Annotated in this window: 19 protein-coding genes; 9 read left to right on the top strand and 10 right to left on the bottom strand. The window is 50.9% G+C overall.

The features are described 5' to 3' along the window. The first annotated feature begins 14 nt into the window (after positions 1 to 14). A complete protein-coding gene (locus tag KME12_03010) occupies positions 15 to 737 on the top strand; it encodes a zinc-ribbon domain-containing protein (protein MBW4486742.1) in 723 nt (240 codons plus the stop codon). Between the two features lie 22 nt (positions 738 to 759). Here KME12_03010 and KME12_03015 read toward each other — a convergent pair whose 3' ends face one another. Further along, positions 760 to 1,848, bottom strand: coding sequence for a potassium channel protein (locus tag KME12_03015; GenBank protein MBW4486743.1), 1,089 nt, complete (start codon positions 1,846 to 1,848; stop codon positions 760 to 762). A gap of 163 nt (positions 1,849 to 2,011) precedes the next feature. Here KME12_03015 and KME12_03020 point away from each other — a divergent pair, with 163 nt between their 5' ends. Then, entirely contained in the window at positions 2,012 to 2,689 is a 678-nt protein-coding gene (locus tag KME12_03020; GenBank protein MBW4486744.1) for a TrkA family potassium uptake protein, read from the top strand. On the opposite strand, the gene KME12_03025 is transcribed toward KME12_03020, so the two are convergent. Then, entirely contained in the window at positions 2,686 to 4,335 is a 1,650-nt protein-coding gene (locus tag KME12_03025; protein MBW4486745.1) for a sodium:proton antiporter, read from the bottom strand. The two genes, KME12_03020 and KME12_03025, sit on opposite strands and share 4 nt — an antisense overlap. Before the next feature lie 270 nt (positions 4,336 to 4,605). Between KME12_03025 and KME12_03030 the strand changes: the two genes are divergently transcribed. Next, entirely contained in the window at positions 4,606 to 5,790 is a 1,185-nt protein-coding gene (locus KME12_03030; GenBank protein ID MBW4486746.1) for an aspartate aminotransferase family protein, read from the top strand. A gap of 304 nt (positions 5,791 to 6,094) precedes the next feature. Here the strand turns inward: KME12_03030 and cax are convergent, their stop codons facing one another. After that, positions 6,095 to 7,189 (bottom strand): calcium/proton exchanger, encoded by a 1,095-nt coding sequence (gene cax / locus KME12_03035; GenBank protein ID MBW4486747.1) that lies wholly within the window; start codon positions 7,187 to 7,189, stop codon positions 6,095 to 6,097. Between the two features lie 102 nt (positions 7,190 to 7,291). Here cax and KME12_03040 point away from each other — a divergent pair, with 102 nt between their 5' ends. The 3 genes from KME12_03040 to KME12_03050 all read left to right on the top strand — a co-directional run bounded on the left by KME12_03040 (position 7,292) and on the right by KME12_03050 (position 9,783). Continuing rightward, on the top strand, positions 7,292 to 8,326 hold the full coding sequence (locus tag KME12_03040) for a VOC family protein (protein MBW4486748.1): 1,035 nt from the start codon (positions 7,292 to 7,294) through the stop codon (positions 8,324 to 8,326). Between the two features lie 11 nt (positions 8,327 to 8,337). Continuing rightward, positions 8,338 to 8,799 (top strand): hypothetical protein, encoded by a 462-nt coding sequence (locus KME12_03045; GenBank protein ID MBW4486749.1) that lies wholly within the window; start codon positions 8,338 to 8,340, stop codon positions 8,797 to 8,799. An 84-nt stretch (positions 8,800 to 8,883) separates the two neighbouring features. Continuing rightward, positions 8,884 to 9,783 carry a sugar ABC transporter permease gene (locus KME12_03050; GenBank protein MBW4486750.1) on the top strand — a complete coding sequence of 300 codons (900 nt, stop codon included), beginning with the start codon at positions 8,884 to 8,886 and terminating at the stop codon, positions 9,781 to 9,783. 3 nt (positions 9,784 to 9,786) lie between these two features. On the opposite strand, the gene KME12_03055 is transcribed toward KME12_03050, so the two are convergent. Beyond that, the gene (locus KME12_03055) at positions 9,787 to 10,476 is read right to left on the bottom strand and encodes a DUF2834 domain-containing protein (protein MBW4486751.1); all 690 of its coding nucleotides are present in this window, start codon (positions 10,474 to 10,476) and stop codon (positions 9,787 to 9,789) included. 129 nt (positions 10,477 to 10,605) lie between these two features. On the opposite strand from KME12_03055, the gene KME12_03060 reads away from it, so the two are divergent. Continuing rightward, positions 10,606 to 10,938: a divalent-cation tolerance protein CutA gene (locus tag KME12_03060; protein MBW4486752.1), complete on the top strand. Its 333-nt coding sequence runs from the start codon at positions 10,606 to 10,608 to the stop codon at positions 10,936 to 10,938. A gap of 132 nt (positions 10,939 to 11,070) precedes the next feature. Here KME12_03060 and KME12_03065 read toward each other — a convergent pair whose 3' ends face one another. Next, positions 11,071 to 11,790, bottom strand: a complete 720-nt coding sequence (locus KME12_03065) for a PEP-CTERM sorting domain-containing protein (GenBank protein MBW4486753.1) — start codon at positions 11,788 to 11,790, stop codon at positions 11,071 to 11,073. A gap of 720 nt (positions 11,791 to 12,510) precedes the next feature. Here KME12_03065 and KME12_03070 point away from each other — a divergent pair. Then, the gene (locus KME12_03070) at positions 12,511 to 12,852 is read left to right on the top strand and encodes a hypothetical protein (protein ID MBW4486754.1); all 342 of its coding nucleotides are present in this window, start codon (positions 12,511 to 12,513) and stop codon (positions 12,850 to 12,852) included. 46 nt (positions 12,853 to 12,898) lie between these two features. Here the strand turns inward: KME12_03070 and KME12_03075 are convergent, their stop codons facing one another. From KME12_03075 to KME12_03085, 3 genes are all read right to left on the bottom strand, one after another. Beyond that, entirely contained in the window at positions 12,899 to 14,167 is a 1,269-nt protein-coding gene (locus KME12_03075; GenBank protein MBW4486755.1) for an inorganic phosphate transporter, read from the bottom strand. A gap of 47 nt (positions 14,168 to 14,214) precedes the next feature. Beyond that, positions 14,215 to 16,092 (bottom strand): EamA family transporter, encoded by a 1,878-nt coding sequence (locus tag KME12_03080; GenBank protein ID MBW4486756.1) that lies wholly within the window; start codon positions 16,090 to 16,092, stop codon positions 14,215 to 14,217. Positions 16,093 to 16,446: 354 nt separating this feature from the next. Further along, entirely contained in the window at positions 16,447 to 17,484 is a 1,038-nt protein-coding gene (locus tag KME12_03085; protein ID MBW4486757.1) for a diguanylate cyclase, read from the bottom strand. A gap of 406 nt (positions 17,485 to 17,890) precedes the next feature. Between KME12_03085 and alaS the strand changes: the two genes are divergently transcribed. Then, the gene (gene alaS / locus KME12_03090) at positions 17,891 to 20,521 is read left to right on the top strand and encodes an alanine--tRNA ligase (protein MBW4486758.1); all 2,631 of its coding nucleotides are present in this window, start codon (positions 17,891 to 17,893) and stop codon (positions 20,519 to 20,521) included. A 117-nt stretch (positions 20,522 to 20,638) separates the two neighbouring features. Here alaS and KME12_03095 read toward each other — a convergent pair whose 3' ends face one another. After that, a complete protein-coding gene (locus KME12_03095) occupies positions 20,639 to 21,346 on the bottom strand; it encodes an ATP-dependent Zn protease (GenBank protein MBW4486759.1) in 708 nt (235 codons plus the stop codon). 39 nt (positions 21,347 to 21,385) lie between these two features. Beyond that, positions 21,386 to 21,868: a D-alanyl-D-alanine carboxypeptidase family protein gene (locus tag KME12_03100; GenBank protein ID MBW4486760.1), complete on the bottom strand. Its 483-nt coding sequence runs from the start codon at positions 21,866 to 21,868 to the stop codon at positions 21,386 to 21,388. Positions 21,869 to 21,894: the final 26 nt, after the last annotated feature.

Consider the following 21,894-nt stretch of genomic DNA (forward strand, 5'->3'; position numbering starts at 1 on the left):
GGAGTATTTGATCCTTGATAGAGGCTGAGGGAGTTCAATACTGTAGCAACCGCTACGAAAAACGCCTTGACTTGCACGTTAACCTGCTAGTGAACGCGATCGCCCTGCTTAAAGTTTCTATGGCTTATGTTGGCAATCTCAGCAGTACCGAGCAGCTCCAGGTCGAAAACGTAGGCACCCAGACTGCGATCGCTCTAAGCAGCTTGAGTGGAGGGCAACAGCAGAGCCAGTGGACTAGTCTCACGACCGGACATTGGGCAGTACCGCCCACGCTATTTCGCACGCCAAGCGGATGGATTCTGCGGATTGAGGCCGCTGAAGGTCAGTTCTTTTTGCAAATTGCGGCAGGAAGTATCAATTTGCTACCTGCGCCGCCGACCTTGATGGGGGCAGAAATTTTGCCGCTGCAACCCGTGATTGCAAGCCATGATAATGTTGCTGCTGCGTCATCCCTGCCGCCTATGCCGCCTATCTCTCCGATGCCGCCTATCTCTCCGATGCAGCCAATGTCTTCACTGCCACCCCTGGCTCCACTGCCACCTATGCAGATGGGAGATATGCAGATGCAGCTAGAACCCATGCAGATGCGAATGGGCAATATGCAAATGCAAATTGGCACCCCTCCCCCAACTCCAGGCACCGAAGCAACCCAGCGCTTTTGCTCCCAGTGTGGCAAAGCAGTGAGCCTGGGCGATCGCTTTTGCGCTCAATGTGGCCATCAACTCACGCCCCCGTAGAGCTGACTAGTAGAACTGAGCTTTAAGTGTGCTTGGGTAGACGAGGCACGCGATGGCGAATCGGCCCCAGGACTTGATTGAGTTCGCGCAGTTGCTCAGCAGTTCCTATAGAAATGAGCACATCCCCGCTCATCAAAGTGGTGTCGGCAGTGGGACCTGCAATTAAGCTTCCATCGGCACGGCGAATCGCTAACACTAAGGCTCCCGTTTGCCCACGCAGACGAGCTTCCCGTAAGGTTTGGCCTACATAAGGGCAGGTTCCTGGCTCCAGCAGGCACTCCTCCATGTAGAATGCTCGGTCTGTCCCGGTCAAAATGCCATCGACAAAATCCATCACTTGGGGTCTGAGGGCTGCGGCTGCCATACGTTTCCCCCCGGTGATGTAGGGAGACACGACAGCATCTGCGCCACCGCGTTGCAGCTTTTTCATCGCTTCTTCGGTACTGGCTCTGGCGATCGCCCGAACTTGCGGATTCAGAGTTTTAGCCGAAAGCACTGTATAGAGATTCTCAGCATCGGACGGCAAAGCGGCAACGAGGCAAACCGCTTGCTCAATCCCCACACCAATTAGCACCTCATCGAGCGTGGCATCTCCTTGAATGGCAATATAGCCTAGCTGTTGAGCCTCGTGAACTTGGCTCAGGTCAGAGTCGATGGTAATGAAGGAAATTTCTTCCGCCTGAAACTCTTGGGCAATCTGACGGCCTGTACGCCCAAATCCACAAAGAATATAGTGTTGCGAGAGTGATTCCATGATGCGTCGTCGCTGCTGTAACTGCAGTCCTGCTTGAAAGTACCCTTGAATTAATGCTTCTATGAACCGATTGACGATATAGCCGATCGCCATCACTCCCATAAAGATCAAGATGATGGTGAATAACCGTCCGCGATCGCCCAACTCATGGACTTCCATAAAGCCGACCGTGGAGAGAGTAATCACGGTCATATAGGCGGCATCGGGCCAGCGCCACCCCTCAATCCAGTGATACCAAACCGTACCAATCAGAAACACTCCAGCCAGAGCGATCGCGCCGCCAATCAGCTCAGCTTGGATGCGCCGATATCTTTGCTCAATGGTGGTTTGAGAGTTAAAGAAGTTGTTGGGATTCACACAACAGCGCTGAAGGGTCTATGTTTGCAGCATACCCGCGATCGCAGGGCGTAGCGCAGAAGCGTTATGGGATCATCCCTCAAGGCTGAGTGACTCGTCGTACAGTCGCGAGTTGTCCAAAGTTTGTACAGTAAAGCAAAAGGGCCGTCAACCAGGGAAATCAATGTACGTACTAATTGGTGGAGCAGGGCTGATTGGACTCAACTTAGCCCAGAGATTAGTCGATTTAGGACATACGGTAGCCGTGATTGATATTGACCCGGTTGCTTGTCGCTACGCACGCGAGCAAGTGGGAGTCATGGCTTTCGAGGGCAGCGCTGTCAGCACAGAAGTTTTACTAGAAGCGGGGATTCGCAAAGCCGATGCTCTAACTGCGGTTTTACGAGATGATGCTCTGAATTTAGCCATGGCAACTTTGGGTAAGCACTACGGGGTGCCGCAGATCATGGTGCGGATGCGACATCGAGATTTTGGCGAGCCTTACCGGATTGCAGGTGCGACTCATGTGATTAATGCGATCGAACTAGCGGTCTCGACGATGGTGAATGCGATCGAGTATCCGGAAGTGGAATCGATCATGCACTTTGAGCAAGGCCAAATCGAAGTATTGAAGCTGGCGATTCCGGGTCAATGCCATGTGGTGGGACGGAGTGTGGCGGAAGTGGCGCAAGATCAACGCTTTCCGACTGGATCTCTGATTATTGGCTATCAGCCCCACCCTCAAATGCCTCTGACTATCCCCAATGGCAGCACAGTCCTAGAACCTGGTTCGACCATTTTGATTGCCACTAAGCCAGGAGCCTTGCATGAGGTGATTGATTTTGTGCAGGGTTGTACCTAATCGTCTTCCAATCCTAATAGCTGCTCATCAATGCTACGCAAGCGCGATCGCACGATCTCCGGAGACAGAACCCGTTTCCGCAACGCATCGTTGAGGGCTCCTTTCTCTACTAAGAGTAAGCGTCTACGAATGGCATCAAGCTTGATGCGATCGCCAAACGTTTCTGCCGAGCCATGCCCTACGACCGCTGGATCAGTGCGACGGTTAAACAAGTCGCGTAAGCTTTTCTCCGCCGAAACTACCTGCACCTGATAAGCAGAGCGCATTTCTTCAAAAATTGAGCGAGGTAGTACTCCCGTTTTCAACAACCCATCTAATTCATCTTGAGCGGCTTTGGCGGCAATGAGCTGCGCCTGTAACTCCTCTACCTGCTGGCCTGCATGGGAGATTGGAGACAGTTGCAGCCGCCGTACAATCCAGGGCAAACTGAGACCCTGGGCCACCAGTGACAGCAATACCGCGCCAAACACCAGCACAATTAATTCTCCTCGCCCTGGCAAGCTAGTAGGCAAACTGAGTGCTAAGGCCATTGACAGCGACCCTTTGATGTTGCCGAGAAACAGGACATGCTGCCACCGCAACGGTACAGCGCGATCGAACTTGCCCACAATGGCTAATAAGGGATACACACAGAGCGATCGCCCCACTTGGTAGGCCAAAACTCCCAGTAACACCGCAGGCAGCGTGCGCCACAGCGTTGGCAAATCAATTTCTAAGCCAATCAGCAAAAAGATAAACGTATTAACTCCGAACCCCGCGTAGTCCCAGAAACTCAACAGCGTGATGCGGCTAGAAGCAGACACCCCTCGCGACAAGCCTAAGTTGCCGAGAATTAACCCCGCCACAACTACCGCTACCACCCCAGAGACAGCAATCAGTTGGGAAAGCTGAAAGGCCCCCAGCGCCACTGCTACGGTGAGCAAAATGCTGCTGAGTGGGTCATCCGAGCGCACAAATAGCCCTGTGCTTAAGTACCCTAAAGCAGCTCCGACTAAAGAGCCACCGATCATCACTACGATCAGTTCTTGGATACTCTCGCCCACCGTGAGCGACCCTGTTTCGTAAACCTGCAAAATCAAGCTGAATAAAACCAGGGCCACCCCGTCATTAAATAGGCTCTCGCCCTCTACGATGGTGGACAGTCTCCCTGGAACTGGGACCTCCTTAAACACAGCAATAACCGAAACCGTATCGGTGATTGCCAGAATCACGCCGAGCAAAAGTGCTGGAATCCAAGCTAAGGCCAAACCAAATTTGAGGATAATGGCGGTCACCCCCGACGCGATCGCCACTCCAGGCCCAGCTAACAACACAATTGGCTTCAGCATGCTGCGGAGACGACTGATGTCTGTGTTGATTGCCGCTTCAAACAACAAAATGGGCAGAAACAAATTCAGAATCAGAGAGGAATCTAGGCCGATGCGGCTTGGTAAGAATTCAGCGATCGCTAGTCCTGCCAACACCAACCCAGTCACATAAGGAATCCGGAACCGCCGCGACAACAAAGCAACGACTGTAGCGACCAGCAAAAGAATGATCAGCGTGGGTACTAAGGCTGCAACTGGCCCTTGATTGGAACTAATCAGCAATAACGGTACGTTTTCAAAGAATCCAGTCAGTTGGCTCAAGTGCATGGTTTGGGACATGGGTAGATGCAGACGACGAGATTGATTGGGCAACCTGAAGTTGCCTTACGCTCAGTCCAAAGTTTAAGTCGTTATCAAACCTTGAATAAACTCTGCCTAGAAGCTGCACAGGTTTTTGCAAAATTCGATTAATCTAGGAGTTTGATTAGTTCTTCGCAGTTTAGTACTCGTACAAGGATTAAGTCTGTGAGCCCAGAAACGCTAGTTCCCCATCTTCCTGTAGAGCCCTCAGCGACTGCTTTTAGTGCGGCTGAGTTTGATGAATATGTCATGACCACCTACGGTCGTTTTCCCTTGGCACTAGAGCGAGGATTAGGTTGCCGCGTTTGGGACACAGAAGGCCGAGAGTACCTAGACTTTGTAGCGGGAATTGCCACTTGCACGCTGGGCCATGCTCACCCTGCTTTGGTAGCAGCCGTAACGCAGCAAATCCAAACTCTACATCATGTTTCTAATCTCTACTACATTCCGCAGCAAGGTGAGTTGGCCAAGTGGTTAGTAGAGCATTCTTGTGCCGATCGCGCCTTTTTCTGTAACTCCGGGGCGGAAGCCAATGAAGGGGCGATCAAGCTAGCCCGCAAGTATGCCCATACGGTTTTGCATATTAGTGATCCGGTGATCATCACGGCCCATGCCAGTTTCCACGGGCGCACTTTGGCGGCGATCACAGCCACAGGTCAGCCCAAGTATCAGAAGAACTTTAACCCCTTGGTGCCAGGGTTTCACTATGTGCCCTATAACGACTTGGCAGCGCTAGAAGCGGCGATCGCGGAGTTAGACAGCCAGGAACGGCGCGTGGCAGCAATTCTGCTGGAGCCGTTGCAAGGAGAAGGCGGCGTGAATCCGGGTGATGTGGCTTACTTCCAGCGAATTCGCGAAATTTGTGACCAGAAGGGCATTTTGCTAATTCTGGATGAAGTGCAAGTAGGGATGGGACGCTCTGGCAAGCTCTGGGGCTATGAGAACTTGGGGATTGAACCTGATGTTTTTACGTCTGCCAAAGGTTTGGGTGGTGGCATCCCAATTGGGGCGCTGCTGAGCAAATCGTTCTGTGATGTGTTTGAGGCGGGCGATCATGCCAGCACTTTTGGTGGCAATCCCTTTGTTTGTGGCGTGGCTTTGAGTGTCTGCCATACCCTAGAGCAAGAGAATTTGCTGGCGAATACTCAAGCGAGAGGGGAGCAGTTACGGGCTGGGTTGGAGGCGATCGCTCAGCGTTATCCGACCTTGCTCGCTGAGGTACGGGGTTGGGGGTTGATTAATGGTTTGGTGTTGCGGTCAGAGGTTAGCTTAACTGCTGGGGATATTGTGAAGGCGGCGATGGCGGAGGGGTTGTTGTTGGTTCCGGCAGGGCCGAAGGTGTTGCGGTGGGTGCCACCGTTGATTGTGAGTGAGGCGGAGGTGGATTTGGCTTTGCAGGCGGTGGAGCGGGCGATCGCGAAGTTGACAAGCTAGGCTTTTGGGGTTGGCAGGTTAAAAGGTTGTCTTGTGCTTAACTCTGCTAAATCCGAGCCTTGGGGGCACTCGCCCCCAAACCCCCGCTGAGGGACGGTTGCGTCCCCCAGACCCCCTCCAAACGAAGCTGGGTGTGAGTGTTTCGAGGCTTTGATTGTTACTACTTCTTCATTTCTGACTCCTAACTCCTGGCTTCTGACTCCTGACTCTTCACTCCTCTCTCCTCACCCCTCACCTTCTTCTTTCATCCTTCATCCCTCCTCCTTCATCTTTCATCCTTCATCCCTCCTCCTTCATCCTTCCTCTAAGCTGGATGGAAGTAAAAGGCTGCCCCCAAGACGGTATAGGTTGCGAGCAATAATGCGCCTTCTAGCCAGTTGGATCGCCCGTCTAGGCTGATTAGGTTGGCGACGACGACGGCGATCGCGACGGCGACGATTTCGAAGGGGTTGAAGCTGAGGTCCATCGGTTGACCGATGATTTGTCCGACTAGGACTAAGATGGGGGCGACTAGGAGTGCGACTAGGAGGCTGGACCCCATTGCTACGGAGACGGAGAGGTCCATGTTGTTTTTGATGGCGACACGGACGGCGGTGACGTATTCAGCCGCACCACCGACGAGTGGCAGCAAAATGACGCCAGTAAACAGGGGGGTGAGTCCTAAGCCTGCGGTGGCTTCCTCGACAACGCCAACAAACATTTCTGACTCGAAGGCGACTCCTAGGGTGGCGATGACTAGAACCCCGATCCAGAGAGGTAAGTTGGGTTTATGCTCAGTAGATTCAGCGTGGCTTGTTTGGGACGATTGCTCTTCTAAATCGACTAAACCCACTTCGTAAAGATAGCTATGGGTTTTGAGGGAAAACAGTAAGGTTAAGCCGTAAACAATCACCAGAACGGCGGCAACGGTAACAGAGAGGTGAGTCATCGCGGCTGGTTCCACCCCATCGGAGGTGTAAAGCACAACCGCAGGCAAGACGAGTGCGGTCACCGCTAAGGTCATGGAGGAGCCATTCACCCGCGCCACAATCGGCTGAAAGTCTTGCTCTTTGTAGCGTAAGCCGCCTAAAAACATTGACAGGCCCATCACTAAAAGTAAGTTGCTGATGATGGTGCCAGTGATGCTGGCTTTCACAATATCAATCAGCCCTGCTCGGAGTGCAACCAAGGCAATGATTAACTCGGTGGCATTGCCAAAAACCGCGTTTAACAACCCGCCAATGGAGGGGCCAGTGATCACAGCGACTTCTTCGGTGGCTGTACTCAACCAAATTGCCAAGGGAACGATCGCGATCGCTGAGGTGATAAAGACGGCCAGTGATCCCCAGTGCAGTTGTTCTGCCGCAATGGAAATAGGGATAAAGACTAATAGACCAAGCGAAAACAGTTTTTTTACCATAAAGCCACTTGTGGCGTGGATGAGATAACGGGCATTGCCAATCTAGCAGGCTAGATTAGAATATGCTGCCTATACATTTCAATTTCGTTGGTGGCATTTCCGATGATTTCCAGCCAACCCAAAATTGTTGCAGGCATCTACGAAGTTTGTATCGGTGTGGTGGACCCACTGGCATCGATTCAGTACTGGGAGCAATTTGGCTATCGGATTGGGCAAATTGGCGAGTTAACGTCAGAAACCGCTCAGCAATTGTACGGCGTGAATTCAGCGGTGCGATCGCTGCGGTTGTACCACCAAAACGCCGATCATGGCTTGATTCGTCTTATGGTCTGGGAGTATCCCACCAACGAAGGCTTGGGTTTAGATTCGATGAAGGTGAAAGGTAATCGCTGGGCCACCACCATGACTGCCGATGCCCTTACTTTGTGGAACCATGCCGAGGAAGCTGCTATTGCGGGATGGCCCATCCGTTACATCCAACCGCATTGGGAAGTCATCTACAACAAAGATCGCAAAAGTCAGCCTTTTACAGGAGAGGCGATCGGTGTGCGCGAAATGCTGCTGCTGCAACCTCTAGTTCGCCAAGTCTTGTTTCAGCGATTCGGCTACAGCCTGCCCCACTACGGCACCATTCACGAACATGCCCTCTTCCAAACTAGCCAATTCACCCACATGGGCTTGGTGATTCAAGACGACAGCAAAGCCAGCCTCAAATTTTACGAAGACGTACTGGGCTTAGTGCGAGTCCGTGACGACGTAGAAACCAGCTACGAAAGCTCACCTGCCGGACGCCAGATCTTTGACCTAGAACCTGGAGAGCGCTTCCTCGTCACTGCCTTTGATGAACCCCGCTCATCCCCAACAGATCTCCAAGCTGCCCGCTCTGGTAGACTCTACATCATCCGCTTCCCCGAATCCATCCCACTCCGCGATCGCCACACCGATACCCAGCCCGGAAGCTTAGGCATGTCCCTCTACACTTACCGGGTCCAAGGAATAGAAGCGTTCCGCGATCGGATTCAGGCTAGCTCAGCAGAGCAACTCACCCCCATCCTCTCCAACGAATTCGGCGAACCCAGCTTTTCCTTCACAGCTCCTGATGGCTACGTTTGGACTTTAGTGGGTGAGGAGGAATGAGAGTTAAAGTTATGGCTTCACTTGATTCAGGCCGTAATTTACTGGCTCGCTGGGTTCAACTACCGCTCAAAATTAATAGTTTAGGCTTACGTACTCCGACTTTAAAGATGCGAATCAGTTGGGCGATCGCCGCTTTGATCACAAGTAGTATGAATCTTTTCCTAGCTGCACCTGGAACTGCGGGTGGGCTAGGGGGAGCTTGGTCGGAGTGGTTGCCGTCAGGAACGACTAATCAGAGTGCTTGTTTGAGTAAAGCCCGACAATTTCTGCTAGCTCAGCGCTTAGTCCGAGTGGCATCTGACGGCACTGTGACTTACGGCGATGTCAATTCCAAGTTGAATATCTCCGTGTTTATGATCTGCTCCGATTTGGGCGATCGCGTTTTGCTCTTGCTGAGCAGCCGAGATGTGAACCAAGCTGAGCTACAAAGAATTCGCACCAGCCTAGCCAACAGTTTTCGGACTCAACCTTGATCGGAGGGGACAGGCAGAACTGATAATGGTCGGATAACTATTTCCGCTTCCCTCCCGTTTTCTTCGCCGCATCCTTTGGCCACAATGCAGAAATTAATTTCTAAAGACGGTGCTTTTAGACAACAGCTAACTCCCTACTTATTCCTGTTGCCAGCGCTGATTGTTCTGAGCCTGACCGTTTTTTGGCCTGCTCTACAGGCGTTTTATCTTAGTTTTACCCGCTTTGAATATGACCTGACCCAACCGCCGCAATGGGCAGGATTCAGCAATCTCCAGCGCCTATGGACTGATCCTGTATTTTGGCAAACTCTACGCAACACGGTGCTTTATCTGGTTTGTGTCGTGCCGATTTTAGTCATCGCACCCCTGGGCTTAGCAATCTTAGTTAACCAAAAGCTGCGCGGTATTCGTTGGTTTCGGGTGGCATTCTACACACCTGTCGTGATCTCAATGGTGGTGGCTGGGATTGCTTGGCGCTGGCTCTACGCCGATAACGGCCTCCTGAATCAATTTCTTAAGGCATTGGGGATGACGGAAGGGATTCCTTGGTTGACCAGCCCTCGGTTTGCCCTGTTCAGTGTCATGGCAGTCACCATTTGGAAGGGTTTGGGCTACTACATGGTGATTTATTTGGCAGGACTACAATCGATTCCGGCAGATTTATATGAAGCCGCAGCGATCGATGGCTCCGATGGCATTAAGAAGCATTGGGACATCACCGTTCCCTTGATGCAGCCCTATTTGTTTCTCGTGGCGGTGATCTCCTCTATTTCTGCCACCAAAGTCTTTGAGGAAATTTACATCATGACCCAAGGTGGCCCGCGCAATAGTTCTAAGACGATTGTGTACTACCTCTACGAGCAAGCTTTTCAAAACCTAGAGATGAGTTACGCCTGCACAATTGGGCTAGTGCTGTTTCTAATTATTCTGAGCTTATCCATTGTGCGCTTGTGGATTGGAGGTCAAGAATCAGCGGTGAGCTGAGTCCTAAACAATGCCTGGGGTTGTTGGTGTAGGAGGCGATGTGGTTGGAGCTACTTCTGGCAGGGGAGGTCGCAGGCAGAGGTAGATCAGAGGCCCAAACAAAGGGAGTAGAGCGGCTAGCCAAAAAAGTTGTGGGTTATGCAGACCCCGACGGGCCATGTCATCGTTCAACAAGGTCGATATGGGAAAGATCAGGCACATCAGGCAAAAGTCGATGCTGATTAAATGCACAAAAGACCTTGTTTGCCACTGCTGCACGAAGTCTGTCCAATCCCCCACTATCAAGGCGTAAGCAATCAAAGCGATCGCGCACACAGTTAAGCCAATCCCCATAGAACGGGAATCTAACGTTTGCAGCCAGTTGTCTTTAGGCCCAGCAAAAGATTGGTTCGGTTGTCGTAATCCTAAGTAGGGCAACAAACACAGCACACCTGTCCCGTTAGAACCCAGGAAGTAGGGCCATGCGGGAATCGATTGCATCCGCCCATCCGCAAACATCAAGCAGGCATAGATCATCGGCCATACTCCCATCAGACAGAAGATCACCACAAGATAAGTATTCAAGTCTGCCCACTGGAGGGTGAGCAACTTGCGGGCGATCGCCCAGGTATCGGGTTGATCGAGCGGTGCCAAGCGGATGGTGTATAAGACAAACCCTGCCCAAATCCACCACAGCAATATTTTTCTGATCATGACCGGAAAGCGCCTGAAGTAACGCTCAGTTCATTGATGTCCGCTCAGTCTAAAGTAGAAACGCAGCGTGCTACGTCTGCCTGAAGTCAAATCAGTTAAATCAGCAGTCTAGTTGGATGGAAGTTGAAGATGGAGCCAGAAACTACCCAGCGCTATGGCGTTGTTTTCGTGACAGCCTCCTCCCAAGCAGAAGCCGAGGCGATCGCAGAAGCTTTGATTACCTCGAAGCTAGCAGCTTGTGTCAGTTTCACCCCGATTCATTCGGTTTATACCTGGCAGGGGCAGGTTCACAAAGACCAAGAATGGCAGCTTTTAATCAAAACAGACTTAACGAAATTTGCAGCTTTGGCTGCTAAAGTCCAGGAAGTACATTCCTACGACGTGCCAGAAATTATTGCCTTGCCTATCGTGGCAGGTTCCCCATCATATCTACAGTGGTTAGGTGAGCAAGTAGAGAGATAGCTCAGCTTCCCCCGATGTACTTTAACCAGCTAGAGCGATCGCCTTTTGAAACTCAAGTTAAAAACTGCCGTATCTTTTGATGGCAGAAACGGCAGTAGCTAAACTTTAAAAATAGATTCTGATTTTATTCGCCTATGCTTTGACGACAACCTTCTGTTGCTGTTTGCGCTTCAGTGAACCTGCACCCAAAGTACCTAAAGCTAGAAAACCTAATATAGAGGATGGTTCAGGAACTTTTTCGCTAGTACCATTTAGGTTAAAGGCATGATTGATCCCGTTGTCTTCCCAGTTATCGAAGGTTCCCTGGAAAGATTCTTTGCCAGTTGAACCAAATCCAGCGCTTGTACTCTCCCAATGAATCTCATCTCGATCAAAATCAAAGGAAAGGTGCAAACCTAGCCAATATTTTGTACTGGCTGATAAGGAAATTGAATTTTGAAGATTGAACGAGTACTTGTACTCTTGAAGATTGAACCCGTAGTCATCAAAGGGATTATTAGTATTACCAGTTGCTTGCTTAACTATATTGACTCCATTGCCAGAAACAAAGGGAGTATTGGCAGGTAAACCGCCATTATCATTAAAGAGAAAGTACGAGAGATTTCCATCCCAATTCTTTCCAGAACTGCGTTCAAGAGTCCAGAACTGAACAGCTGTTAGAGATTGAGCGGTACTTAAGATAAAATCGTCAGTCTGCACCCACGCAGTCATCTCACGGCCAGTTTGTGGATTTGGGCCACCGCCATCAAAGATTATACTGTTTGCTTGGGCCGATGTTGCTGCGCCTAAAGCGATTACAGAGGCTCCTAGAGTAGCAAGTGATAATTTTTTCAACACACTTCCAGTAGTCATAGATTTCTTTCTGCACGAAGGTGAGCAGTAATATTAGAGCTAGTTTGACGTTAGCTTTTCGATCCGATCGGTCCAGCTTTACCGAAGCCAAAGCAAATCTTTCCCTATCTCCAACCACTGTTTGGGAGGTAAGGGCGATCGTAAAACTCAATTTACGTAGATGCTTTCAGGGGCTAGCTTGCTTTTGCACTGCTGCGCTTTAGGACGCTTCCCTGTTGAAATCAACCATGCCATCCTCTCTGTAGCGATCGCAAGCAGCCATGCCTACCCTTTACCGAAGAAGTACATACTTTAGATAATAGATGTAATTACTACAAAACTGGCTGCAACTACCCAAAAGTCAAAAACCGCAGGGCTTTCATCTACCTGGATTGACGACCGTAGCTCAGGCGATATTTCATACAAACTATTTACGTATTAGCACCACTTCTCTTAGACTTGAGTACATATTCAAGGGAAGCAAGCTCTCCTCAATTGTCCGCCGACTACTGAAGGCACCAGCTTGGAAGACGCTTGGGTAAAGCTAATTAAAGCTTTTGACGAATCTTTCCTTGGCTAGCGATCGCTTGTAAGTTACTGTCTTAATTTCACTAATGAATTTTGCAGCAATCAAACAAGTGAAAGCAGCAAGAGTTTGGCAAAGGTTGATATTGTCTACTTTTGCAAGAATTTTAGGGGGTGTTCTACCTGTCATCCTTAGCCCCCAAAATTACTTTTGAGATGCCAGAAACAGAGCCTATTGATTCTTTTAGTAGCAAACCTGTTGGTGAAGCTGCGATCGCTTCGAAGTCTTGTTTAGTTCAGCCACGAAGAACGCAAAAAACACATCGCTCCAGCCCCACATTGCTTCAACTTTTTGCCCTTGGCCTTCAGGTAGCGCTCTTCTTGACTGCTAGCGCCAGTGTTGGATACGGCTTGTTCTACTCGCCGTTGTCTCTACTTTCTTCGGCGTTTCACCCAGCTGGAATTCCTTGGCTAACGACCCCAGACAGCTGTGAACAAACTGGACGCACTTGGCATCAAGGCCGTTGTTTCGATTACGACCACAACCCATTGTTTTAATTGGTCTGGTTTAGCCCCTTTTGTTTAGTCACATAGGGTGATCGCTTTACAACCAGAAAAATCGAATACTGGTAAAGATCAAAGCTGATAATGCAGCAGCAACGGGAATCGTTACCAACCAAGCCAAGCCGATCTCCCGGAGGGTGGCAAACTTGATTGAACGCCAACTTTTCACCAATCCCACGCCTACCACGCCACCTACCAGCGCATGAGAAGTAGAAACGGGTAGACCTAAGCGCGAAGCTAGCAGAACGGTGGCAGCGGTGGCTAACTCAGCACAGAATCCTCCACTCGGTTGCAGCGCGGTGATGCCTTCCCCAATCGTCGCGATCACCTTTTTGCCCAAAACCGCCAAACCCGCCACAATGCCAACCCCACCAATCACCAAAATCCATAGAGGAACACTGAAATTTTGGGTTGGCACGAAACCTGTTTGCTGAATGTAGGCGATCGCAGCCAAGGGAGCAACGGCATTCCCAACATCATTAGAGCCATGAGCAAACGCCACAAAGCAAGCACTGAGTACTTGAAATTGCCCAATTTGTCGCTCTACCTGCCTGGGAGCATCCTCTAGCTGTCCTCGCCCTGCCAGTTGTTGCCAGTTCACCCAAGTTAATCCCATTGTGGCGATCGCTCCGATCAGCAAGGGAATATCGTGCTGGGGCAAGGTAATACCGAGGCGAGACACTAAAAACTGCTGAATTGGTTGGCTCAGGGATGGCAAAACAATCACCCCAAACACGCTGAATAGCGCCACACTCAGCCAAGGAATCCATTCATCCAAACATCGAATCGGATCGGCTTGATCCAAAATCCAACGCTTGACCAAACTGTAGAAGCAGGCTGCGATCGCTCCACTAATCAGAGGCGTAATTACCCAGGTCAGAGAAATTAAACCAACCGCTTGCCAATCGACTGCTTGTGATCCAACAGCAACCCAACCAAACCCTGCTAAAGCACCAACCACCGCGTGGGAGGAAGATACAGGCAAACTTAAGCTGGTCGCAATTTGCAGCCACAGACCACAACTGATTAAAACCGCAACCATACCCGCCACTAGTACTTGTGGCCTAGTGGCAAACAGTTCTGGGTTGACGACTCCAGTCGCCAGCGTCCCAGCTACCTCATGTCCAAATAAAACCGCGCCCGTAAACTCCAAAATGCCTGCAATCACCAGTGCTTGCCGCAAGGTGACGGCTTTGGAACCAACCGAGGTGCCCATCGCATTGGCTACATCGTTGGCTCCCAAGTTCCAGGCTAAATAGAGGGCCAGTAAACTCGTCAGTACCAGTGGCAGAGATGCTTGATTCAACATGAATCCTGGGATCAATAACGCACTATCCTAAGCATCCTAGCTCCTAGCTAACTCGCCTTGGGTTTCATCTGTCCTCGCATCCGTTCAAAGTTCAAACCCGCTACTCCCAACGTCACCAACAAAACCCCAAACCACTGGCGACTTTGCAGTTGGTCTTGAATAATCAACCAAGCGAGAATAGCGGTGAATGCGGGTCCTGTGGCACTAATAATGGAGGCGGGAGCCGCACCAATTAAACGAATTCCAATATTGGTAAAGAGATAGCCGAGCAAAGTCGCAGTTCCTAAGACCAAACAACCCAGCATGAAACCAGGCCACATATCTGGCTGGATTTTAACCGTCAACGCTTGGGCGGGGAACATCAAAACCAAGCTGGAGAGCACAAAAATCGTAACAAATTGAATGAGGCTGACTGGCACTGGATGCAGCTTCCGAGTACACAGGCCAGTCAAAATCACATAGCCAGCAAAGGCAAATCCTGAAACAGCAGCAGCTACGCTCCCTAGCCAGAGATTACCCGTTGCAGGCCCCGTGACTTGAGGCAAGGCTAAAATGCCGCCTGAGCAAATCACGGCCATGACGACTAGTCGAAATACGGTGGGGCGATCGCCAAAGATCTTCCAGGCCAAGAACACGGTAATGGTGGGATATATAAAGAAAATGGTAATGGCGGTTCCAGCAGCGATCTGGGCTAGGGCGGTGTAGATCAAAACTTGCGACAGAAACAGAAACGCACCACTCCCTACAACATTGCGTAAAGGACGGCGATCTGGGGCCAGCAAAAACCGTTTAATCTCTTGCCACATGGGTGGATAAAGCACGGGTGCCAGCAAAGCCAACAAAGGCACGACAATCAACATCCGCATCCACAGGATGAGCAACGAGTTGCCCAAACCAGGCGTAATAACTCCCCCCAACTGACCAATGCCAAGGACCATATGGGCCTTAAACAGAACTTTAACCACCACGTTGTGGAATGACAGCGCCACGGATGACAGCAGCACCAAGATCAAACCCACCTGCACTTGCGAGGGTCGCTTGGCTTGGGTCTTAGTTTGGGGAGGAACAGTCGGTGGCTCTTGGGCTCCTTGAGCGCTGGGTAGGGGCGAAGGTAAGGAGGGTTCTGCACTAGAGCCTCTGGGTTCCAGTGGCCGATTGACTGGCTGGGTCGTGCTTTGAGGTAGCGATCGCGCTTCTGTAGTGGGCTCTATAGAGGGAGTAAAGCGATCGCCTGATAGCAGTTGAGCAGGGTTACTTTCTTCTGAGTGAAGTTGTTGGCGCAAACGCTGGACGAGTGCGGCTAAAATTGTTTCTCCCTGTTGCTCCAGACTGTGCATACGATTGAGCTGTTGTGACAACGAGCTTTGGTAGCTGTTTAGCTCCTGCTGCAAAGTTCTGAAGGTAGTACTAAAGGTTGTTTCTAAAGACGCCAGAATTTGGTAAATCTCAGCATTGTTAACACTATTGGCGTTAGCACTATTGGCATTAGCACTATTGGGAGCACCATCAGAATTGGATGAACGGTTGGCATCTGCGATCGTCTGCCCCGAATTCTGCCGAGTACTGATGCCCGATTGATTCAGGCGCTGCATCAAGAAGATTTGCAGATGATCTGCGATCGCCTGAGCCAGTTGCTTCGCCCAAGCCTGCTGTTGAGCTAGTTGACGTTGTTCTAAGGCTTCATGACTTTCAGCCTGCAATTGCTGATGCTGGCCGCGCAGTTGATCAATGTCTTCAATTAAGTGAGATTTTTCGGCTTGAAGGCGGGCAATATCTTGAGCAAATTGCACAATCAAGTCTTGATGCAGGCGCTTGAGTTCCTGCGACACGGCTTTGAGCGTCTGCTCTGTCTGTGGCTCTCCTGCTTCCACGCTTGCCAATGGATCGCGGAGCGGTTCTGATGGAGTGTTATTCAATTGCCCCATGAGCGTTTAACCTCTAACCTCTTAGCCATTGAGCGATCGCCGTCCTTAGAACTGATTCAGCTTCTTTGTCAGTACTCCCAATCAGTATGCCCAAGTCGTTTTTAGAAATGTAAGTTAAGGGTTGCAATGGACTAATTGCTTCGTGATCGAGCTTTTGTCGCCATTTTATTGCAGCAGTGCAGTGGGTGAGTACAAACAAGGCAGTAGGTGCCCCAACCGAAATCCCTTGAGATTATCAGATTCAGGTTCTCTTTTGGTTTATCTCCGGAGTTTTGGCGCGCATCTATAGAAATTTTTAACACCTTGCCGATGCTTGTAGCGCAATGTTGCTTGCTTAAGCAATAAACATGAGCCCTAGCTAAGCGGAGGGGGCTGAATCTGTAAAGATCGAGCGCAAGGCTGAGGCCCGCTCACTGCTCGATTTCTACCTTCAGATTTAGCTTGCAATAAGTTCTGGTCGGCTCGTCGCAACAAGCTAATGCCTTTTGGATCATCATCTGGCTCTAAAGAAGCAACACCAGCACTGATCGTGGCTTGAATTTCTAAGGTGGCGTCAATGCTAAAAGCTTGATCACTTACGAGACGGCAAATGCGTTGCCCGACGATCGGCGCTTCTTGACCATCAGTGTTGCTCAAAATAATCACAAATTCTTCGCCACCATAACGAAACGGTGTGTCATAAAAGCGGAGGTTGTGGCGCAGACGAGCCGAGAGCAGCTTCAACATGCGATCGCCTACTAGATGGCCGTAGGTATCATTGACCGCTTTGAAATAATCCACATCCAACATCACCAAGCTCAAAGGTAGAGAACGAGCACGGGCGTTTTGGATCTGACGCGGTAATTCCCACTCTAAAGCTCGACGATTATTGAGTTCAGTTAGGGGATCGGAAAGGGCGATCGCTGATAACAAGTCATTGGCTCGCATCAGCTCACGATGATTTCGCACCATCCGTAATCCAGCCTGAATCTGAGCCTGTAACAGGTGGTTTTGCAGCGTCATAGATTCAGCCAGCAGCAATTCACTGGTTTGGCAGTTGAGGTTCATTGCCAAATAAGCATCTGCTCCCTGCTCTAGAGCCTCTACTTGTCGTTCCATGCCCCTACTAACAGACATCTCTGTCATCGCATGGCTCGCAGTTGCATCAGGCTCTGCGATCAGGAGGCAGTAAATCCAAGCTAGCCGAGCTTGTTCTTTAATCTGTTGACATAAATAGAGGCTAGCGGCACTAGCCTGTAAGACGAGCAAATCGGGCTGCTGGGCCTGAATCAGTGGAATTGCCTCGCCCGGAGTAGGTGCTGTTTCAACAGTGCAGTCTGCCAGATCGTGGAGCCGATCTAGAAGTGCGTCTAGAAAATAATTTTCCCCAACTATCAGGATCGAAGCAGTCATTGGCGTTTTAGAAGCCTGGTGAAGAAATCAAGGCCGTAACCTTCGCAAATTCCAAAATCTGCTACTGCTGTTAACGCCTAGATCTGGCAAATCCGCATTCGGGGTGAGGCCCGCCTCTAGGTGTTACTGAGTGTGCTCATGCTGCAACTATTTACACCTAACACTAAGAATGATCCGCAACCAGCAGTTGAATTACTGATTCCCTCAGCTAGGTCGAGGCTTTTTGCTGAAAGGCAACCCGTATATTCCCCAAGGAAAGGGAATGCGCGGGTAGGATTGAGCTTCGACCAGACCCACACTATTTCTCTTCAGAACTTCATGTGGCTAAAGCCCAGAGTTGGTCGAATCATGCGGCATCATAGATGAGAGGTCATTGTTCAGTCTGAATTCGCTTTAAAAAGGTTCCATGGTTACCCCCCTCAGCGGCGCTCAAATTCGGCAAAAGTTTCTTGATTTTTATGCAGCCAGAGGCCATCAGATATTACCGAGTGCCTCCTTGGTTCCCGAAGATCCAACGGTGCTGCTGACGATCGCGGGTATGTTGCCCTTTAAGCCGATTTTTTTGGGACAGCGATCGCCCGAGTTTCCTAGAGCTACGACATCTCAAAAGTGTATCCGCACGAATGATATTGAGAACGTGGGTCGTACCGCCCGACACCACACTTTTTTTGAGATGTTGGGCAACTTTAGCTTTGGAGATTATTTCAAAGAACAAGCGATCGCTTGGGCCTGGGAACTGGCGACTGAGGTATTTGGGCTACCACCAGAGCGCTTAGTGGTAAGTGTTTTTGAAGAAGACGACGAAGCATTTGCCCTGTGGCGGGACAAAATTGGCATTCCGGCGCACCGAATTCAGCGCATGGGCGAGAAGGATAATTTCTGGGTATCTGGCCCCACCGGACCTTGCGGGCCTTGCTCCGAGATTTACTACGACTTCCACCCCGAAAAAGGCGACGACCACATTGACCTCGAAGACGATACTCGGTTTATCGAGTTCTACAACCTGGTGTTCATGCAGTACAACCGGGATGCCGAAGGTAACCTGACGCCGCTGCAAAACAAAAATATTGATACAGGGTTGGGCTTGGAACGGATGGCCCAGATCCTTCAGAAAGTTCCGAATAACTACGAAACGGATTTAATTTTCCCCATCATTCAAACTGCCGCAGACATTGCGGGGATTGATTACAGCCAAGCGGATGAGTCTACCAAAGTTTCGCTGAAGGTGATTGGAGATCACGTCCGGTCAGTGGTGCACATGATTGCCGATGGCATTGCGGCTTCTAATATCGGTCGCGGTTATGTGTTGCGGCGCTTGATTCGTCGGGTCGTACGACATGGCCGATTGATTGGCATCGAAGGTGAATTCACCACACGAGTTGCAGACGCTGCGATCGCCCTGGCTGATTCGGCTTATCCCAACGTGCGGCTGAAGGAAAACAGCATCAAAACCGAGTTGCAGCGCGAAGAAGCCCAATTCCTCAAAACCCTCGATCGCGGTGAAAAGCTGCTGGCAGAAATTTTGGAGCGCGAAACGGTTCAGGTTTCTGGGCCTGATGCCTTTAAGCTCTACGACACCTACGGTTTCCCCGTTGAACTGACTCAAGAGATTGCTGAGGAGAAAAACCTCACGGTTGATCTTGAAGGCTTTGAAGCCGAAATGGAGAAGCAGCGCGATCGCTCTCGTGACGCTCACGAAACTATCGACCTGACTGTCCAAGGCTCTCTAGATACATTGGCGGAGCATGTTCATGCCACTGAGTTTCTTGGGTATGTGGAACGCTCGGCCACAGTTCAAGTTGAAGTGTTACTGGTGAATGGCAAATCGGCTGAAGCGGCTGAAGCGGGCACTGAAGTTCAGATCATCTTAGACAAAACGCCCTTCTACGCTGAGTCTGGTGGTCAGGTGGGCGATCGCGGCTATTTGTCTGGCGATGCAGTGCTGGTGCGTATCCATGACGTGAAAAAAGAATCCGATTTCTTTGTCCACTTTGGGCGAATTGAGCGGGGTACGCTGCAAGTGGGGGCTACTGTCACGGCGCAAATTGACCAAGCTTGTCGGCGACGCGCCCAAGCCAACCACTCCGCCACTCACCTGTTACAAGCCGCGCTGAGGAGATTGGTTGATGACTCGATTTCTCAAGCGGGTTCTCTCGTGGCCTTCGATCGCCTGCGGTTTGACTTCAACTGCCCCCGCCCTCTGACTCCAGAGGAAGTGCAACAGGTAGAGGAGCAAGTCAACCTGTGGGTGGCTGAAGCGCATACGGCGCAAATTGAAGTGCTGCCTATCGCGGAGGCAAAAGCCAAAGGCGCGATCGCGATGTTTGGTGAGAAGTATGGCGATCAAGTTCGGGTACTCGATTTCCCTGGTGTGTCAATGGAGTTGTGTGGCGGCACCCATGTCAGCAACACCGCAGAAATCGGCGTGTTCAAAATTATTTCTGAAACAGGGGTGGCCTCTGGGGTACGGCGGATTGAAGCGGTGGCTGGTCCCTCAGTTCTGGACTACCTGAACGTCCGCGATCGCGTGGTGCGGGATCTGAGCGATCGCTTCAAAGCCAAGCCAGAAGAACTCACTGACCGGATCGCCAATTTGCAAAACGAGCTGAAAAACACCCAAAAGCAATTGGAAACTGCAAAAGCTGAACTAGCTCTAGCCAAATCTGATCAACTATTGGGCCAAGCTGAATCAGTGGGTGACTTCAAGCTCTTGGTAGCGCAACTAGAAGGGGTAGATCCGGAGTCGCTCAAGACTGTGGCAGAGCGCTTAGGCCAGAAATTAGGGGAAGGTGCTGTCGTGCTCGCCTCGGTGCCTGAACCCGACAAAGTGAGTTTGGTGGCTGCTTTCAGTCCTGCTGTGGTTAAATCTGGCTTGCAAGCAGGTAAGTTTATTGGCGCGATCGCTAAGCTCTGTGGCGGTGGTGGCGGTGGCCGACCCAACTTAGCCCAAGCAGGGGGACGAGATGCTAGCAAGCTCCCCGAAGCTCTGGCTGAAGCTCGCAATCAACTGCAATCTAGTTTGGGCAACACGAAATAAAACCTAACCCCCAGCCCCTTCCCCACTTAGCTTGCTTCCCCACAGGGGTGGGAAGGGGAGGCAGCTTCTGCGTACACAGTGGCTAAATGTAGCTGTTAGGGGGCGATCGCTTCATCTTTAAGGATCAATAGCGGTAGGTTCCAAATTTTGGTAATGCTGCTCAATGACTTGGTAGCATTCCGCCACATTCCTTTGTTCTCTCAGCGCCTCTACCAAAGCTGTATAGGCTCCTTGGTGCTCTTGCAGCAGATTGTGGGCTTTGAGGACCGCCCCACGTTCCTTTTCCTGCCCTTCCCGGTTAGGACGACGCAGTTGTGCCCAGATGGTGCGAAACTTTTTCAGGTCATCTGCGCCACCTTCCGCATCGCCGTAGACCCGCGTTTCTGCCACGCCGCCTGCCATCCAAACCGTACAGTAGTGCTCTAGTAGTTGGGCCGAAAGGTTGCCTTGCTGTAACTCTGCTTCCAGTTCCTCACAGTCAAAGGTGACTCCGCCTTGACCTGCTTGGCCTTGGCGGAAAGCCTCCCAAGCACTTAGGGCATAGCCTGTGATCGGAATATTCAGCAGATAAGCTACCAAAAAATGCCCTGCTTCGTGATGAATGACGCGATCGCGATGGGCAGGTGAGCGTCTGGCAAACCAATCGACGACTAGGATGCCTCCTGTGCCTTGCCAAGCCAAGCGATCGACCGTGACCAAACCCATCAAGACGACTACGGCAAGCGCCGGAACCAGCGGTGAGAGATGAATCAGCGGTCCTAAGAGGCTGGTCATCGTCACCGTAAAAATAGAAATAGCAACTAAGTTAAACGTGATTTGACTCATGGGGCTGACCGAATCACCAAGCGAAGGACAACGGAAAAACTACTGGGAGCTATCGGTGCTACTGGGGGCAGCAGGCACTGGATTTCTAGCTTTATAGAAGGTTTCTAAGCTGGTGCGATCGCCCACAAACCGCCAATGCCAAGGTTCATAGCTCACTCCCTGAGAATTGCCTTTGGCAAAAGAAATTTCAAAGTTATAGCGGGCCGCATTATTTTTGAGCCACTGAAAAGCTGTGGTTGATTCAAAGCTAGTACTCAAGTTGGTATCTGGTGCATTGGCATCGCCTATGTCAATGGCATAGCCCGTGTGGTGCTCACTGTATCCGGGTGGAGCGCTAACCTCTGCCCGCTTGGGTGCATCTTGGCCCCGCTCTGCTTTGACATCAAAAAAGACATGCTGCTGATCTGCCAATGAGCGAAACCCTGAAATTGGGACAAGTGTCACGCCATCAGCCGCAGCGGCTGCTACCATCGACTCAAACGCTGCCGCTGCGGCTCTCCTCAGCCTGATATTGCCATCCATCGACAGCGGCTCTAGCTCTGCAACGG

This window comes from Trichocoleus desertorum ATA4-8-CV12 (genome assembly GCA_019358975.1).
GTDB lineage: Bacteria > Cyanobacteriota > Cyanobacteriia > FACHB-46 > FACHB-46 > Trichocoleus > Trichocoleus desertorum_A.